A 15,090-nucleotide genomic window follows, 5' to 3' on the forward strand; every position below is an offset into this window, starting at 1 on the left:
TGACAGCTATCTTAGTTTAAAAAGTTTGATCAAGCCAAAAACGGAATACTCTTCCTTTTCTTTTCTTGTCTCTGGAAAAAGGTTTTTTTCTTCTTCCCTAACTTCTGACCAAAGCACCCCTAGTGCAGCTAGAATGACTATATTTTTAATGATGTATTGACCCAATAGCGTTAATGAAAACAAGTTCTCATCAAATATTAACTGCGGAAAGAAAATTAGGGGTGAGAATGTCAATATCATATGGACTGCCGTAATTCTAATAGTGTTCTTTTTAAACAGATTAAAGAGCAAACACAGACCAGCTCCTGTTTCCCATAGGGCCAAAAGAATAATTGACATCTCCATAGGAATTATAAAATGAGTAAGTTGACTAATGGTGTCTATTGCCAAGTCTTCTGCGGGGCTAAGCTTGGAGAAAAATTTAAGTGCACCAAACCATAAGTAGACCAATCCAATGGAGATTTGTAGGTATCTATTTTTATTTTTTTCTAATTGCATTTGTCTCCTATTTCATTTATTCTTGGCTAAAGGTGTTTTTTAATTCAGGATTAAGCTTGATCTTGTTATTGGAAAATCGATAGGAGATACCTAAGTTCACTACGTAATCTGAAAAGGCGGCATCTCCATTTCGTGGTTCGCCCGTAAGTTCCTCTGTTTGTTTATCGGTAATACTTTGGGGTCTGTCACGCCTAACGGCAAATGGAACATTGAGGTTTATCGTGAAGTTACTTTTCATATAGCTCAGGCCCGGATCGATGGAAAGAACGTTTCCAGGTCTTCTAAAACCTTCATTTCCACCAATTAAATCCTTTACTGGAACACAATCGAATCTTCCTCCCAGAGAAGAGGAAATTGTAGGCGAGATGGTATAACTAACTCCTACTCGAGCCGAATACTGATCAGGCACGGCCATAATGGCTTCGTTCTGCAAAATAGGACTAAGGGTTTCCCTAAAGGTTCGCGTGCCGTTGGTTTCCCTCGGGTTAATGAGATAAAATCCGCTTGCGTAACTAAACAGATTGTTTGCAAGTTTTTGGTATAATTGAAAATCGAGCGTGATACCAAATCCTCCGTCACCTGGCTGAATAGATTGGTCAACAGGTCTCGTTTGTGGCCCCCCGTCCTGCCCAACGTTGTAAAAAATATCGGAAGCATTAAAATCTCCCGTCGGTAATTTTACGCCCAAGCCTATAGCTAGGTTGCCATTTGGGTTTTTTTCAAGATCAAAAAGCCAATATCCAAAACCAAATCTGATATCTGCAATCCCTCTGGAATACGTTGTATTCCTTTCTTCCCTGCCATGCTCATACAATGATGATCGAGTATTGATTACTGTAGGGATAGTCAAACTGGTGAACAATCTGTTGCTAATGGCATAGGTAGCAAAGAAATCCCAAGAATGGGAGTGGTTGATTACTTCAGTATTATTGCTTAAGCGATCTGGTTCTTCCTCGGTGCCCCTAAAATGTCTAAAGGATTTAAAATATCTATAATTGGTACCGATTTGAAAATCACCTTTATTCATTAGATTGTTCTCTAGACTATTTCCAACACATGAGGAAAAATGTCTGATAGCTACGCAGCCTTGGGCTTGTAATGGGAAAGTGGCTGCAGTAAATAGAAGGCCAAAAAGAATTGATTTTAGTAACATTGGTCAGGTAATTAAAGGTTGGTTAGAAAAAAACCAACTCCCCGTTGGTGAGGAGTTGGCTCTGAAAAATGTTTTTACACATTAACTGAACTCATGATTAAATCATTTACATTGGTAAACTTAGAAGAAATGGTCCATAATAAGATTTAAGCAGATAGTAAGAAAGCTTAATGAAAGTTTAAGGTGCTTAATGAAATATTAAAGTGGGTTAAACAACCTAATTGTTTTGGTTAATTAGTAGAGATTTTGAAAAAGAGATACTTTTATATAATACTGTTCATTGCATCCATTATTGGATTGGCCGTTGTACAATATCAATACCTAAGAATAGGACTAAATCTGGCCAAGGTACAATTTGAGTCTAAAATTGAGAAGACCTCAACAGTTATTAAAAGTGGTTTGGAAGTAGATAATAAATTGACTTATTTGGTACGTAATGCCATTGAAAAGGACACTTCGTTTTTTAAGGTAAGCGCCGATAGTTTGGAAAAAGTTGCCAATCATTTTCTGAGGGATTTTATAGAAGAACAACTTTTTAATCAGGGAATTGAATCGGAATTTGAATACAATTTGCAAATAAAAGGTACGGAGTACGCATTAAATTCTCCTTCTTTACCAAAAACTACTGAAGATTTAGATCACTATCCTATACTGTTAGAAGGATATTTTAAGGAAACTTTTGATGCTCCAATTGTGTTAGAACTTTACTTTCAGAATCTTAATAACTATTTTTTGGCAAAACTTAATGGCCTAACGCTTCCCAGTATCTTGTTTCTTTTGGGTATCTGTGCTACCATCATTTGGGTGTTACGAACTTATTATTGGCAAAGTAATATTATTACCACTACCAATGAATTCATTAATAATCTAACACATGAATTAAAAACACCTGTTTTCTCCATTGGTTTGGCCACCAAACTGTTGGATGAAACAGCTTCCCAAAAGCAAAAACCTGTACTTTCAATTGTTAGACAACAAGTAGAACGGTTATCTACACATATAGATAAGGTTTTGCAGTTGGCAAGTTTGGAATCCGGAAAGGCCGTCATGGAATTGGTTCCGGTAGATTTTAAACCAAATTTAGAGAGTATATGCTCTAATTTTAAAACTTTGGTATCCATAGAAAATGCGCAATTTGGTTATGAAATTAAGGGGGAATCTTTTCTTTTGAACGCAGAAGTATTTCATCTCGAAAATGCTATTAACAACATCCTCGATAACGCTAAAAAATATGCCGAGGACCCAATAATTAAATTAAAGGCACATACTGAAAATTGTAAGTTATTTATTGAAGTTACGGACAATGGAAGGGGAATGTCCAGCGAGGAAAGAAAAAACGTGTTTAAAAAGTTTTATCGTGGTACCAATGGCAATCTACATACGGTAAAAGGCCATGGATTAGGGATGAGTTACGTGTACAAAGTAATAAAGCGGCACAAAGGCAAGGTTTTAGTAGATAGTGAGAGAGGGCAAGGAGCCAAGGTTACAGTGGTAATTCCTATTTTAGAATAATGGACAAGAAAAGAAAAATTTTATTAGTGGAAGATGACGAGGCCTTGGGGTACTTACTTTCTGAGTATTTAAAAATGAAAAATTTTGACGTTACTTGGGCCAAGAACGGGGAAGAGGGTTTAAAGCATACCCAAAGTTCATCTTTTGATTTAGGGGTATTTGATATTATGATGCCCAAAATGGATGGTTTTAGTCTTGCTGAGAAGATTAAAAATGACTTCCCTAATTTTCCATTTATTTTCCTTTCCGCAAAGTCGCTTAAGGTAGATGTACTAAAAGGTTTCTACTTAGGTGCCGTAGATTATCTTAAAAAGCCCATTGATGAAGAAGAGTTGGTCATAAGAATAGAAAATTTATTAAATAGACTAACGCCTTCGGAGGAAAATAAAAATGCTCCAGAACTAATTCAAATTGGTAATTTTAGTTTTAATTCCATCAACCAAGAACTGTTTTACAAAGAAGAAAAAACTACGCTTACCGTAAAAGAATGTGAGTTGCTTTCTTTTTTGTTGAAACGAAAAAATAAACTTTCCAATCACAAGGATATTTTAATCAAGATTTGGGGCAAAAACGATTATTTTAATAAAAAGAGTTTGAACGTTTTTATCACTAGACTTAGAAAGTATTTAGACCGTGATCCTACAATTAAAATAGAAAACATTCACAATAAGGGCTATATTTTACGACACACGGAAGATTAAGTCATATTTCTAGTTATTTTATTATCTTGAATGTAAAATTTTGGAAACTATGGAAACCTATGCAAGCGCTCTCTTGTATGCCATTCCATTTTTTGTAGTTCTTCTGCTAATAGAAATTGGGTATGGTTACCTCATAAAAGATCAAAAGCATAATGTCTTGGATTCTGTTTCAAGTATAAGCTCCGGCTTTACCAATATTATTAAGGATACCCTTGGGTTAGGTTTAATTTTAGTTTCCTATCCGTTTTTGGTAGAGCATTTATCCTTGGTTAATATAGAGCAGTCTTGGCTGGTTTGGTTGGTTGCATTTATTGCCATAGACCTAGCAGGTTATTTGAATCATCTGTTAAGCCATAAGGTGAATTTTTTCTGGAACCAACACGTAATTCACCACAGTAGCGAAGAGTTTAATTTGGCCTGTGCCCTAAGGCAACCCATCTCAAATATATTGGGTTTCTTTGGTTTGTTTTTAGTGCCTGCCGCTCTTTTGGGGGTGCCAAATGAGGTTATAGGCATTCTTGCACCAGTACATTTGTTTGCCCAGTTTTGGTACCATACACAGCATATTGGAAAATTAGGGTGGCTGGAATATGTTCTTGTAACGCCTAGCCAGCATAGGGTACATCATGCCATAAATCCTCAATATATTGATAAAAATTTAGGTCAAATACTTTGTGTATGGGATAGATGGTTTGGAACCTTTCAAGAAGAATTGGAAGATGTACCACCTCAATATGGAGTATTGAAACCGGCCAGGACCTGGAATCCTATTCTTATAAACTTTCAGCACTTTTGGCGATTGGTTCAAGATGCTTGGCGAACTAAAAATATTACAGATAAATTTAAAATTTGGATAATGCCCACAGGTTGGCGCCCTAGTGATGTAAAGGACTTATATCCTATTGAAATTATTGAGGACGTCTATAATTTTGAACGCTATAAAACCGAAACTTCCGTATGGTTAAATGGTTACATTATTTTTCAGTTGATAGCCACATTACTGATGTTGTGGTTTATGTTTTATAACTATACCCATATTGGTGTAGATGGATTGCTAATCTTTGGAGCTTTCGTCTTTGTGGGAATCTATGGTTATACAAGCCTTATGGACCGCAATCCAGTTGCTGTGGTAATCGAGTCTGTACGGTCTATCGTAGGGCTTACCTATATTTATTTAATTGGCGATTGGTTTGGCTTAGACCTATATGTACCTTTTGGCAGCCTAATGGTTGCCCTTTATTTCATAATTACCCTTTTCCTCACCATCTACTTTACGTACTTTGAAGGGCCAACTATCTCAAAGGATTTGGTTTTGTAGGTTTTGGCAATATGCAATCTTGTTTCTTTAACTAAATTCAATTTATGAGACCCTATATTTTAGCTGAATCCAATTGGGAATATCTTAAGGATGCTAAGTTTGATATGGCCATTTTGCCATGGGGAGCTACTGAAGCCCATAACTATCATCTGCCCTATGCCACGGATAATTTTCAAGCCGAGCATATGGTAGCCGAAATGGCTCGATTGGCACATGAAAAAGGAGGGAATCCTATTGTATTGCCTATTATTCCTTTTGGTGTAAATACGGGTCAGTCTGATATTTATTTGGATATCAACCTAAATCCAAGTACTCAAATGGCAATCCTTACCGATATTGTAGAGGTGCTGAATAGACAGGGTATTCATAAGCTTCTAATTTTTAATGGACATGGAGGTAATAATTTTAAGCCGTTGGTACGGGAGTTAGGCTTGAAATTTCCGAAAATGTTCATCAGCTTTTGCTTTTTTCCATCGGTCATAGATAAGGGGTCATATTTTGAGGAGGAAGGTGATCACGCAGATGAGATGGAAACTAGTTTAATGCTTTATTTGCGACCGGATTTGGTATTGGGCAAAGAAAAATGGGGTAGGGGGATTGCCAAAAAATGGAAGATTAAAGGACTTAATGAAGGTTGGGCCTGGGCGGAAAGAAAATGGTCTCAAGTGAGCGAAGATACGGGCGTAGGTAATCCGGAAAAGGCGACCGCTGAGAAGGGCGAACGGTTTTTTAAAGGGGTTACGGAAAAAATGTCACAATTGGTACTTGATATTTGTAAGGCAGATATCGAGGATTTATATGAATGATTTACTTAAATTTTGCGTACTTCGGTATTTACCAATTTAATATAAGCTTTCATTGCCTCTTCACACTTCATATTTTTTGCTTGGATAAGGGCATTCGCCTTAAAGGCATTGATTAGGGGAACTTTACTGTCCGGACTTCGAAAGTTTTTATTGGCAATCTTATAATAGGCGTAGAGTTTTAGCAACAAATCTGCCGGTAAAGGATCTGTGTAGCTATTGATGAATTCAACGGCCTTGGCAAAATCAGTATGTAATTTCTCCTTCTTCATCCTTTTTTACAACTGCAGCTATACAAGTTTTTGCACCAACCACTTTTTGATTCAGTTTAACGGTAACAGCACAGTCAAGTGGTAAAAACAAGTCGACTCTAGAGCCAAATTTTATAAAGCCGGCGTCTTCCCCTTGTTGTACACTTTCACCTTCTTCAGCGTAATTAACGATTCTTCTTGCCAACGCACCGGCTATCTGCCTATATAGGATATCCCCAAACTTGGGGGTCCTTATAACTACTGTTGTACGTTCATTTTCCGTACTTGATTTGGGGTGCCACGCCACAAGATATTTACCAGGGTGATATTTGGAAAATTTTACACTTCCGCTAGCAGGATAGCGAGTTACATGTACATTGGTTGGGGACATAAATATAGATACTTGCCTTCTCTTGTCCTTAAAGTATTCAGTTTCTTCTACTTCTTCAATAACAACTACCTTACCGTCAACGGGAGCTAAAATTTCATCGAAAGTTTTATTGGCCCTCCTCATAGGGTTCCTAAAAAATTGTAAAATGAGAATAAGAAAAATGACCGCAGCAATTTGCAATATCCACCGTAGCCATAACAGGTCTACATAAAATTGAGATGCCAGAATAATGGCGCAGACAATAAAAAAAGTGATCAATATAATTTTCTGACCCTCTCTATGAAACATAGTCAATAATCTTTAAAGTTAAAAAAGCAAAAGGCGCCGCAAAGACCAAACTATCCAATCGGTCAAGCATACCACCGTGTCCTGGCAATAGGGCCCCACTGTCTTTTACGCCAGCAGCCCGTTTTAATTTTGATTCCACCAAATCCCCTAGGCTACCTGCAACTACAATAACGACTGCTATCAACACCCATTGCGCCGGGGTAATTATAGGTTCATATTTTCCCAAAAAGTAAGCGGTTCCCATGGCAAAAAGCAATCCTCCCAATGCACCCTCAACTGTTTTTTTTGGAGAAACTCTACTAAATAATTTATGGCGACCAAAAGCTCTGCCCGTTATATAGGCAAATGAGTCGTTCACCCAAATCAAGATAAAAATACCTATTATAAGGAACTTCACAAAGTCATCATTGGTATAAGGAATCATTGTAAGGAAAATAAAACCACCACCAATATAAAATAGCCCTATAAGCCATTTTTGAAGTGTGTTGAAAAGTCGTTCTTTTTTATAAAAAAGATAAAATAAAAGGGCGAAGTTAGTGGCCAACGTACAAAGAAGTAAGGTGTATATGGGCCACATATCAGTGACAAAATATATAAATGCCCACCAAAGCACTAGATAGGCAAAGTATGTATGTAATCCTTTTAAGCCAACTAATTTTTTGTATTCATTGAGACAGGCCAGTCCAAATACCATGAAAAGAAAATCAAAAGCATCTGAGCTTAGAAAGACAACGGATAATAATAAAACAATATAAACAGCGCCGGTTAAGGAACGCCTTAAAATTTCCCTCATAATTTACAGGTCTTCCAAAAGTAAAAGATACAGATTTTTGGAACTACTCCCGTAAGTTAGAAAATCATCTGAATTTTCCTCGGTTGCCTGAAAATGTTTTAAGGTGGTAATATTGGCAGGTATACTTCCTGCATATTTTTTCTTAATGACTTTTAGCCCTTCCCCTATGGATTCCACCAGTTGGCTAGTAGTAGCGAATACAATAACGTTATAGGGAATCTCATTAAGCTTTTTGTCCATCAATTGATTAGAGCAAACTAGAATGGATCCATTCTGTGCCACCAAATGCTCACATGTAGTAAAGAAAACATCACTTTGTGAGCTTTTATCAGTAAACCTTACCTTTTCTTTTGAGAACTTCTCTTTTAAGGTGGGGCTTAAGGCAAAGAAAGATTGGTCTTGCCAACTATTTTCATTGATGATATTCTTTAAAGCCTGTGATATTTCGGAAAAAGAATCACAATAGAGAAATTTACCACCGTTCTTTTTAAAGTGGATGGTAAATTTTTCATCAACGGGAATGTTCAAGTCCGGCATATGGGCTCCTCTAGTTTCCGCAGTTTCCTTAGAAACCTTCTTTTTGTTGCCACCGCCGAATAATTTGTCAAATAGCCCCATTTAGTCTTTTAACCTCTGTATAAAATTTCGTTTCCCGAAGATAAAGAAAACGTTAATTTAAATGAATTATTTTTCTTCTCCCTCTTGCGCTAAAGTTCCGGATATTTCTGAATCTGAAGTACTGACGTCTCCCAGTTTTTCTTGACCTTTTTCGTCAAACTCTTTATCAAAAGGACGCTTTCCAAAAATCTTCTCCAGGTCTTCTTTGAAGATTACTTCTTTGTCCAAAAGTCTTTCTGCCAAGGTTGTCAACTTATCCTTGTTCTCCGTAAGTACCGTTATAGCACGCTGGTATTGCTCTTCAATGATTTTAGAGATTTCTTCATCTATTTTTTTAGCAGTATCCTCACTGTAAGGTTTGCTGAAACCGTAGGAATCCTGACCGGAAGAATCGTAATAGGTAAGGTTACCTATTTCATCATTGAGACCATAAATGGTTACCATGGCTCTTGCCTGTTTGGTCACTTTTTCCAAATCACTTAGTGCTCCAGTAGATATTTTATCAAAAATCACCTTTTCTGCTGCACGACCTCCCATTGTGGCGCACATCTCATCAAGCATCTGTTCTGGACGAACGATCAAACGTTCCTCTGGCAAGTACCATGCCGCTCCCAGCGACTGACCTCTTGGAACAATCGTAACCTTGACCAATGGGGCTGCGTGTTCAAGCATCCAGCTTACCGTAGCATGACCTGCTTCATGAAAGGCAATGGTTTTTTTCTCACCTGGAGTTATTATTTTGTTTTTCTTCTCAAGGCCGCCTACGATTCTATCAACAGCATCCAAGAAGTCTTGTTTGGTTACCGCTTTTCTTTCTTTTCTAGCGGCAATTAGAGCAGCTTCATTACAAACATTCGCAATATCCGCCCCAGAGAAACCGGGTGTTTGTCGCGCCAAAAATTCTAGGTCTAGCGCTTCTGCAGTTTTAATTGGTCTTAAATGAACCTCGAAAATTTCTTTACGCTCCCTAATATCGGGCAAATCCACATAAATTTGTCTGTCAAAACGACCGGCACGCATTAAAGCCTTGTCCAAAACATCTGCACGGTTGGTAGCGGCCAATACAATTACATTGGTATTGGTTCCAAAACCATCCATCTCCGTTAATAGCTGGTTCAAAGTGTTTTCACGTTCATCATTGCTCCCTGTAAAATTATTTTTACCACGGGCCCTACCAATCGCATCAATTTCATCAATAAAGATTATTGCAGGCGATTTATCTTTGGCTTGTTTAAAAAGGTCACGTACACGAGAGGCACCCACCCCAACAAACATTTCAACGAAATCTGAACCTGACAGCGAGAAGAACGGTACTTTGGCCTCTCCGGCAACTGCTTTTGCCAAGAGCGTCTTACCGGTTCCTGGAGGTCCTACGAGTAAGGCTCCTTTAGGAATTTTACCCCCTAGAGACGTGTATTTGTCCGGGTTCTTTAAGAACTCTACTATTTCTTCTACCTCTTCTTTTGCGCCTTCCAGACCGGCAACATCCTTAAAGGACGTTCTGGTATCTGTCTTTTCGTCAAAAAGTTTGGCTTTTGATTTTCCAATGTTAAATATCTGACCTCCAGCACCTCCAGCACCTCCGCCAGACATTCTTCGCATTAGATATATCCATATACCAATAATCAAAACAAAAGGTAGGATACCAAGTAGAAGGTCCATTAGATAATTGTTGTCCGTATCATAGTCAACAATAGTATCTAAATTATTTTCCTTCTTAATGTTTTTGATTTCGTTCTCAAAATTCTGAAGATCGCCATAATCCAAGACATATTGTGGCGTAGCCCCCGTAGAGGGTAGAAAGGGCTGGTCGTTTACCTCTTTATGCACATCTTTGGCTAAAGCTTCTTCTGTTAAGAAGACCTTTGCCTGTCTTGTATTGGTGATGATCATAATTTCCTTTACATCACCATTTCTTAAATACTCTTGTAACTCAGATGTGGTGGTCTTCTTTGTACTGGCAAAATTACCACTACCCAAAAATTGAAAACCTATTAAAAATACCGCTATTATACCGTAAATCCACCATGAGCTGAATTTAGGTTTCTTAGGGTTCGTACTGTTATTATCTTTGGCCATTCTTCTCTTTTACTGGTTTAAACTACTTTCTACAGAGGTAACTTTGGCATCTCCCCAAAGTCCTTCTATGTCATAAAACTCCCTAATTTGTTTTTGGAAAACATGCACAACAACGTTCACATAGTCCATAAGAATCCACTCGGCATTATCTTCTCCTTCTACATGCCAAGGTTTGTCTTTAATAGCTTTGCTTACGGTTTTTCGGATAGACCCTACTATTGCGTTCACATGTGTGTTAGAAGTACCGTTACATATAATAAAGTAGTCACAAACTGTATTTTCTATATCTCTTAAGTCGAGTAAACTAATATCCTGTCCTTTGACTTCTTCAATCCCCTGTAGGATTACTGCAATCAATTCATCTGCACTGGCTTTGCTTTCTTGCATTCAAAAATTTTAGTTTCTACAAAGTTATTTATTTTTTTGCTCTTTACGGTTCAGTTTTTCGTACAATAGACGTATAATTTACCGAAAACCATAGTTTATGCATTTAATCAAACTTAATGCCACGGAGTCCACTAATGACTATTTAAAGGAAATGGCGCTCCATACAGTACTTACGGATTTTACCGTGGTTACGGCTAACAACCAAACCAAGGGTAAAGGCCAAATGGGCTCTTCTTGGCAGGTTGAATCTGGTAAAAACCTAACATTCAGTGTTTTGAAAAGTGATTTGAGGCTGGCTTCAGATACTTTATTTTTATTAAATGTCATTGTTTCCTTAGCCGTTCATTCAACTTTGAAATCTATTGGTGTGCCTGATTTAAGAATAAAATGGCCAAACGACATTCTGTCAGGCAGTTTCAAAATATGTGGAATTCTCGTTGAATCTCAACTATCCGGACCCCAATTAAAATTGGCAATCTTAGGAATTGGACTGAACGTAAACCAAACCAAGTTTGGTTCTTTAGTAAACGCATCTTCATTAAAATTGTTGTTGGGTAAAACTTTGGAGCTTGAGGAACTTCTCTTTTCCGTGGTGAAACAATTAAAAAAGTATTTTCAAAAATTTGAAAATGATGGTCCCCAAGAAATATGGAATGAATATACCCAGCTTCTTTTTCGGTTAAATAAACCTTCTACTTTTAAAAATGTAGAAGACCAAATGTTTATGGGCTTTATCAGAGGAGTGTCTCCTCAGGGGAAGCTACAAATAGAACTAGAAGACCATATTCTCAAGGAATTTGGTCTTAAAGAAGTGAAACTGCTTTATTGAAAGAATTATATTTTACCTAAATTTTCAGATAGGGTACCCATAAAATTAGTGATAGGCTTTTTAATCATCATAGCCATCATTGCGTTGAATTCACCCTCAAAACTTAGGCTTACCTCACTTGATTCATAAGAAATTGAAGCTATATTGGCCGTAAGTGTAAATGGTAACTTGTCGCTAGCGGCCCCTAATACAATTTGACTGTTTGGAGTTTGTTGCTTTCTTTGAAGCACGATTTCTGGCATGCCTTTAAGCGCAAATAGAAACCTATCCTCATTAATCACTTGAAATTTATCAATGTTTTCAGGCATTAATTTTTCAAAGTTTTTCAAATCGGTAAGAAATTCAAATACTTCTTTATCCCCTTTAGGTACAATTGTGTTTGGAGTTTCTATATGCATTTGTCTATATTTTCCATTGGGAAGGATTAGTTCGCCATTCCCTTAGCGTATTTAATTGTTCTTCTTTTATGAAATGCGTTTCCGAAGCTTGTTGAATTAAATGTTCATAATCACTAAGTGTATATAATTCAATTGCTTTTTCAGCGAAATTTTCATCAGCAACCTGAAAACCATAGGTGAAAACCGCAATCATTCCTTTGATATTGGCGCCTGAAGCTTTTAAAGCTTCAATAGCATTTAAGCTACTTTTGCCGGTACTGATCAAATCTTCTATCACAACTACCGTTTGGTCACTTTCAAGCTTTCCTTCAATTTGATTCTGTCTACCGTGCTTTTTCGGTTCAGGGCGTACATAAATGAAAGGAAGACCTAAAACATCTGCAACTAGGGAACCAATGCCGATGGCGCCAGTGGCAACGCCGGCAATAATATCAGGTTTTCCGTACAGGCTTTCAACTTGTTTAGCCATTTCTTCCTTAATATAGTTGCGAATGGCAGGATAGGACAATAAAATTCTGTTGTCACAATAGATGGGAGATTTCCATCCGGAAGCCCATGTAAAAGGATTTTCCGGTTTCAACTTTATTGCATTAATTTGCAACAGAAGCTCGGCTGTTTTTTTAGCGGTGTTTTTGTCTAAAACCATAGCGCAAATGTATAAAGTTTTTGTGAACGAATTACCGTTGATTCTAACAAATAAGCTCTCCGAAACAGGTAATGGAGAATATTTTCCCCTCAACGAAAGTTCTATACAGTCTGCCATTAAGGCACTTAAGAAAAAAAAGCTTGAAGCAGCATATATCTATCACCCCAACCATGAAGAGATTCTAAAGAAATTTACCAAAGAGATACCATTGGTAGTTGCAGCCGGAGGCGTTGTAACCAATAAAATGGGCGAAGTTCTTTTTATTTACAGGAATGAAAAGTGGGATTTGCCAAAAGGCAAGCTGGACAAGGGGGAGTCTATAGAAGATTGTGCCGTTAGGGAGGTTATGGAAGAAACCGGAGTTAAGGATTTGCGAATTGAAAACTTCCTAAGAACTACCTATCACGTTTTTAGCAACAATGGCAAATATACGTTGAAGGAAGTTCATTGGTACGCCATGAAAACCGAATACGATGGCAAATTAAAGCCTGAAAAAAAGGAAGGTATCTTTAAGGTTAAATGGAAGGGCCCACAGAAAATTCAAAAGGCCCTACAAAATTCGTATCCCAATATTAAACTCCTGTTCGGGGATTAATTTCCTATTCTTTTTTTAGTACCCTGTATACCGGATATTGGTTATGTGCCTGTTCGTAATATTTTGAATTCTTATAAACGTAATCTAGCTGTGCGTACCAATTTTGAGCAAATGTAGGATCGTTTTCTTTTTTGGCAGAAAGGCTGTCTTGCAATGCTGGGTTCTCTTCTAAAATTTTTAATGCCAAGTCCTCAAAAACGTAAGGGGAAAAACCTTCTTTCTGTTGTAAAACGGAATCGAAGAAATTCCAATTAAAAAAGGAATCCGTAGTGGTGGGTTCCAAAACCTCCAAAAGATATCTTATTCCTTTCTGGTCAGTAGGAATATAAATATCGCCCTGCTGAAATTTTACCTTTTTGGTGGAGGTCTTCAATTTTGTATCGTCATGTAGATAGTGTCCTTCATACGGAGTGTTTCGGGTAGAAAAACTTGATATGGAATAGCTTTCTACGGTAATGATAGTATCTTTTGGTAAGGTAGTATAGTCTATATTGTTCAAATCAAGGAGTTCTGTCACTTTAGACCATCCTCTTTTCAATATATAGGACTCTGGAACCTTTACGGAATCAACGGGTTTGTAAAAATTCTGATAATCTACCATTTTTTCAAATGGTCTATTTCTATCGTACTTAAGTCTTGGTAAGTTCGTTATCTCACTCGTTAGCGTATCCGCCTCAAAACCTAAAAATGCTATTTCTGTTGCCCTCGTGGTGTCAACCGCCCACTGAGTAGGGTAGTAGTCCCAGTTGTTATGACGGTGCAAAGCTTCCGTTCGTAGTTGTTTAATTTGATCAAAATTCTCCTCAGCTATATCCATGGTATTTTTCATAAGGGCGTAGGTGCCTTCTACCCTTTGTTTGTAGGGTTTGAGCATATGTGTTTCTACCATGAGTCCAAAAACGTTCCAAAGGGTGGTATAACCCGTGGAATAGCGGGGATAATCCATAAACTGCGAAAAACCATTCTCCGGCACTTTATTAAAAACGTTTACGTAAGGTGTAATGTCCCAATCGTCCTTTTTAAGTTTTAATTCCAATTCCGGCATAAGTTTTTGTTGTTGGTAATCTCCCAGTTCACCGCCTAATTTGTTATGTTGGGTGAATAGATGTGTTAGTGTGTATTGATAATCGGCCCCATTACTAACATGATTGTCGATAAAAATATCGGGATTTACCAAATGAAAAATCTCGTAGAAAGATCTCGTGTTTTTGGTGTCCGCTTTTATAAAATCACGATTAAGGTCATAATTAAGCGTGTTTCCTCTAAAACCATAGGAAACGGGACCGTTTTGGTTTACCCTAGTGGTAGAGTTTCTGTTAAGCGCCCCACCAATATTATATATTGGAATGGTGACCAATACCGTTCTTTCCGGAGCTTTTAGTTTGCCAATAGCCAAATCTCTGTACAATAACATCGTGGCGTCAATACCATCGCTTTCACCAGGGTGTATACCATTATTGATAAGTACAATTGTTTTTTTATCGTTTATTTTTTGGAAATTAAAGTCCCCATCCGGGTTGTAGGTAATTATGTGAAGGGGGTAACCGCTGTCTGTTTGACCAACGGTTTGCATATTAATTTCTGGAAATTCCTTGGCTAATTGAATATAGAAATCTATAACCTGAAGGTAGGTTGCTGTTTCTGTACCTTGGGAAGCTTCAAAATGAGTTTCGTACTCCTTGCTATTATCTTCTTTTTCAGATTCACACGAAATATAAAAAATAGAAGCTATAATAGTGAGACTGGTTAGAAATGGGATTTTGGTAAGTGGCCTTTGATTTATCATGCCACAAAATTAATCAAAAGCCTTTTCTTCTTTATAACAAGTTG

General features: G+C 37.4%; 17 protein-coding genes. 6 read left to right on the forward strand and 11 right to left on the reverse strand.

Annotation, left to right across the window (positions count from 1 at the left end):
- Positions 1 to 6: 6 nt before the first annotated feature.
- Entirely contained in the window at positions 7 to 498 is a 492-nt protein-coding gene (locus BIZ36_RS13555; protein WP_187458449.1) for a doxx family protein, read from the reverse strand.
- 16 nt (positions 499 to 514) lie between these two features.
- Positions 515 to 1,651, reverse strand: a complete 1,137-nt coding sequence (locus BIZ36_RS13560) for a hypothetical protein (RefSeq protein ID WP_187458450.1) — start codon at positions 1,649 to 1,651, stop codon at positions 515 to 517.
- A 246-nt stretch (positions 1,652 to 1,897) separates the two neighbouring features.
- On the opposite strand from BIZ36_RS13560, the gene BIZ36_RS13565 reads away from it, so the two are divergent.
- From BIZ36_RS13565 to BIZ36_RS13580, 4 genes are read left to right on the forward strand one after another with little or no spacing between them, the layout of a single operon-like run.
- Entirely contained in the window at positions 1,898 to 3,163 is a 1,266-nt protein-coding gene (locus BIZ36_RS13565) for a sensor histidine kinase (RefSeq protein ID WP_187458451.1), read from the forward strand.
- Entirely contained in the window at positions 3,163 to 3,864 is a 702-nt protein-coding gene (locus BIZ36_RS13570) for a response regulator transcription factor (protein ID WP_187458452.1), read from the forward strand. Before BIZ36_RS13565 ends, BIZ36_RS13570 begins: the two co-directional genes overlap by 1 nt.
- A gap of 49 nt (positions 3,865 to 3,913) precedes the next feature.
- On the forward strand, positions 3,914 to 5,182 hold the full coding sequence (locus tag BIZ36_RS13575) for a sterol desaturase family protein (RefSeq protein WP_187458453.1): 1,269 nt from the start codon (positions 3,914 to 3,916) through the stop codon (positions 5,180 to 5,182).
- A gap of 44 nt (positions 5,183 to 5,226) precedes the next feature.
- Positions 5,227 to 5,988, forward strand: coding sequence for a creatininase family protein (locus BIZ36_RS13580; protein ID WP_187458454.1), 762 nt, complete (start codon positions 5,227 to 5,229; stop codon positions 5,986 to 5,988).
- 5 nt (positions 5,989 to 5,993) lie between these two features.
- Here BIZ36_RS13580 and BIZ36_RS13585 read toward each other — a convergent pair whose 3' ends face one another.
- From BIZ36_RS13585 to rsfS, 6 genes are all read right to left on the reverse strand, one after another.
- A complete protein-coding gene (locus tag BIZ36_RS13585; RefSeq protein ID WP_187458455.1) occupies positions 5,994 to 6,257 on the reverse strand; it encodes an acyl-CoA-binding protein in 264 nt (87 codons plus the stop codon).
- On the reverse strand, positions 6,232 to 6,915 hold the full coding sequence (locus BIZ36_RS13590; protein ID WP_187458456.1) for a phosphatidylserine decarboxylase family protein: 684 nt from the start codon (positions 6,913 to 6,915) through the stop codon (positions 6,232 to 6,234). The genes BIZ36_RS13585 and BIZ36_RS13590 overlap by 26 nt, the downstream gene beginning before the upstream one ends.
- Entirely contained in the window at positions 6,905 to 7,708 is an 804-nt protein-coding gene (locus BIZ36_RS13595) for a phosphatidate cytidylyltransferase (protein ID WP_187458457.1), read from the reverse strand. The genes BIZ36_RS13590 and BIZ36_RS13595 overlap by 11 nt, the downstream gene beginning before the upstream one ends.
- A gap of 3 nt (positions 7,709 to 7,711) precedes the next feature.
- Positions 7,712 to 8,326 (reverse strand): LUD domain-containing protein, encoded by a 615-nt coding sequence (locus tag BIZ36_RS13600; protein ID WP_187458458.1) that lies wholly within the window; start codon positions 8,324 to 8,326, stop codon positions 7,712 to 7,714.
- 66 nt (positions 8,327 to 8,392) lie between these two features.
- Positions 8,393 to 10,405, reverse strand: a complete 2,013-nt coding sequence (ftsH, locus tag BIZ36_RS13605) for an ATP-dependent zinc metalloprotease FtsH (protein ID WP_187458459.1) — start codon at positions 10,403 to 10,405, stop codon at positions 8,393 to 8,395.
- 9 nt (positions 10,406 to 10,414) lie between these two features.
- Positions 10,415 to 10,792: a ribosome silencing factor gene (gene rsfS / locus BIZ36_RS13610; RefSeq protein ID WP_187458460.1), complete on the reverse strand. Its 378-nt coding sequence runs from the start codon at positions 10,790 to 10,792 to the stop codon at positions 10,415 to 10,417.
- 97 nt (positions 10,793 to 10,889) lie between these two features.
- On the opposite strand from rsfS, the gene BIZ36_RS13615 reads away from it, so the two are divergent.
- The gene (locus BIZ36_RS13615) at positions 10,890 to 11,621 is read left to right on the forward strand and encodes a biotin--[acetyl-CoA-carboxylase] ligase (protein ID WP_187458461.1); all 732 of its coding nucleotides are present in this window, start codon (positions 10,890 to 10,892) and stop codon (positions 11,619 to 11,621) included.
- A 5-nt stretch (positions 11,622 to 11,626) separates the two neighbouring features.
- Here BIZ36_RS13615 and BIZ36_RS13620 read toward each other — a convergent pair whose 3' ends face one another.
- A complete protein-coding gene (locus BIZ36_RS13620; RefSeq protein WP_187458462.1) occupies positions 11,627 to 12,019 on the reverse strand; it encodes an SRPBCC family protein in 393 nt (130 codons plus the stop codon).
- A gap of 4 nt (positions 12,020 to 12,023) precedes the next feature.
- Positions 12,024 to 12,665, reverse strand: coding sequence for an orotate phosphoribosyltransferase (gene pyrE, locus BIZ36_RS13625; RefSeq protein ID WP_187458463.1), 642 nt, complete (start codon positions 12,663 to 12,665; stop codon positions 12,024 to 12,026).
- A gap of 7 nt (positions 12,666 to 12,672) precedes the next feature.
- On the opposite strand from pyrE, the gene BIZ36_RS13630 reads away from it, so the two are divergent.
- Positions 12,673 to 13,260 (forward strand): NUDIX hydrolase, encoded by a 588-nt coding sequence (locus BIZ36_RS13630; RefSeq protein WP_187458464.1) that lies wholly within the window; start codon positions 12,673 to 12,675, stop codon positions 13,258 to 13,260.
- 4 nt (positions 13,261 to 13,264) lie between these two features.
- Here the strand turns inward: BIZ36_RS13630 and BIZ36_RS13635 are convergent, their stop codons facing one another.
- Positions 13,265 to 15,046 carry a M14 family metallopeptidase gene (locus tag BIZ36_RS13635; RefSeq protein WP_222937395.1) on the reverse strand — a complete coding sequence of 594 codons (1,782 nt, stop codon included), beginning with the start codon at positions 15,044 to 15,046 and terminating at the stop codon, positions 13,265 to 13,267.
- Positions 15,047 to 15,090: the final 44 nt, after the last annotated feature.

The sequence above is a fragment of the Cytophaga sp. FL35 genome (genome assembly GCF_014349235.1).
Classification (GTDB): Bacteria; Bacteroidota; Bacteroidia; order Flavobacteriales; family Flavobacteriaceae; genus Euzebyella.

Bases quoted from the DNA above. Each gene is read 5' to 3' on its own strand.
- pyrE (WP_187458463.1), bottom strand. From the start codon at position 12,665: ATGGTTTTAGACAAAAACACCGCTAAAAAAACAGCCGAGCTTCTGTTG.
- BIZ36_RS13590 (WP_187458456.1), bottom strand. From the start codon at position 6,915: ATGTTTCATAGAGAGGGTCAGAAAATTATATTGATCACTTTTTTTATT.
- BIZ36_RS13635 (WP_222937395.1), bottom strand. From the start codon at position 15,046: ATGATAAATCAAAGGCCACTTACCAAAATCCCATTTCTAACCAGTCTC.
- BIZ36_RS13595 (WP_187458457.1), bottom strand. From the start codon at position 7,708: ATGAGGGAAATTTTAAGGCGTTCCTTAACCGGCGCTGTTTATATTGTT.
- ftsH (WP_187458459.1), bottom strand. From the start codon at position 10,405: ATGGCCAAAGATAATAACAGTACGAACCCTAAGAAACCTAAATTCAGC.
- BIZ36_RS13580 (WP_187458454.1), top strand. From the start codon at position 5,227: ATGAGACCCTATATTTTAGCTGAATCCAATTGGGAATATCTTAAGGAT.
- rsfS (WP_187458460.1), bottom strand. From the start codon at position 10,792: ATGCAAGAAAGCAAAGCCAGTGCAGATGAATTGATTGCAGTAATCCTA.
- BIZ36_RS13560 (WP_187458450.1), bottom strand. From the start codon at position 1,651: ATGTTACTAAAATCAATTCTTTTTGGCCTTCTATTTACTGCAGCCACT.
- BIZ36_RS13620 (WP_187458462.1), bottom strand. From the start codon at position 12,019: ATGCATATAGAAACTCCAAACACAATTGTACCTAAAGGGGATAAAGAA.
- BIZ36_RS13575 (WP_187458453.1), top strand. From the start codon at position 3,914: ATGGAAACCTATGCAAGCGCTCTCTTGTATGCCATTCCATTTTTTGTA.
- BIZ36_RS13555 (WP_187458449.1), bottom strand. From the start codon at position 498: ATGCAATTAGAAAAAAATAAAAATAGATACCTACAAATCTCCATTGGA.
- BIZ36_RS13615 (WP_187458461.1), top strand. From the start codon at position 10,890: ATGCATTTAATCAAACTTAATGCCACGGAGTCCACTAATGACTATTTA.
- BIZ36_RS13570 (WP_187458452.1), top strand. From the start codon at position 3,163: ATGGACAAGAAAAGAAAAATTTTATTAGTGGAAGATGACGAGGCCTTG.
- BIZ36_RS13585 (WP_187458455.1), bottom strand. From the start codon at position 6,257: ATGAAGAAGGAGAAATTACATACTGATTTTGCCAAGGCCGTTGAATTC.
- BIZ36_RS13630 (WP_187458464.1), top strand. From the start codon at position 12,673: ATGTATAAAGTTTTTGTGAACGAATTACCGTTGATTCTAACAAATAAG.
- BIZ36_RS13600 (WP_187458458.1), bottom strand. From the start codon at position 8,326: ATGGGGCTATTTGACAAATTATTCGGCGGTGGCAACAAAAAGAAGGTT.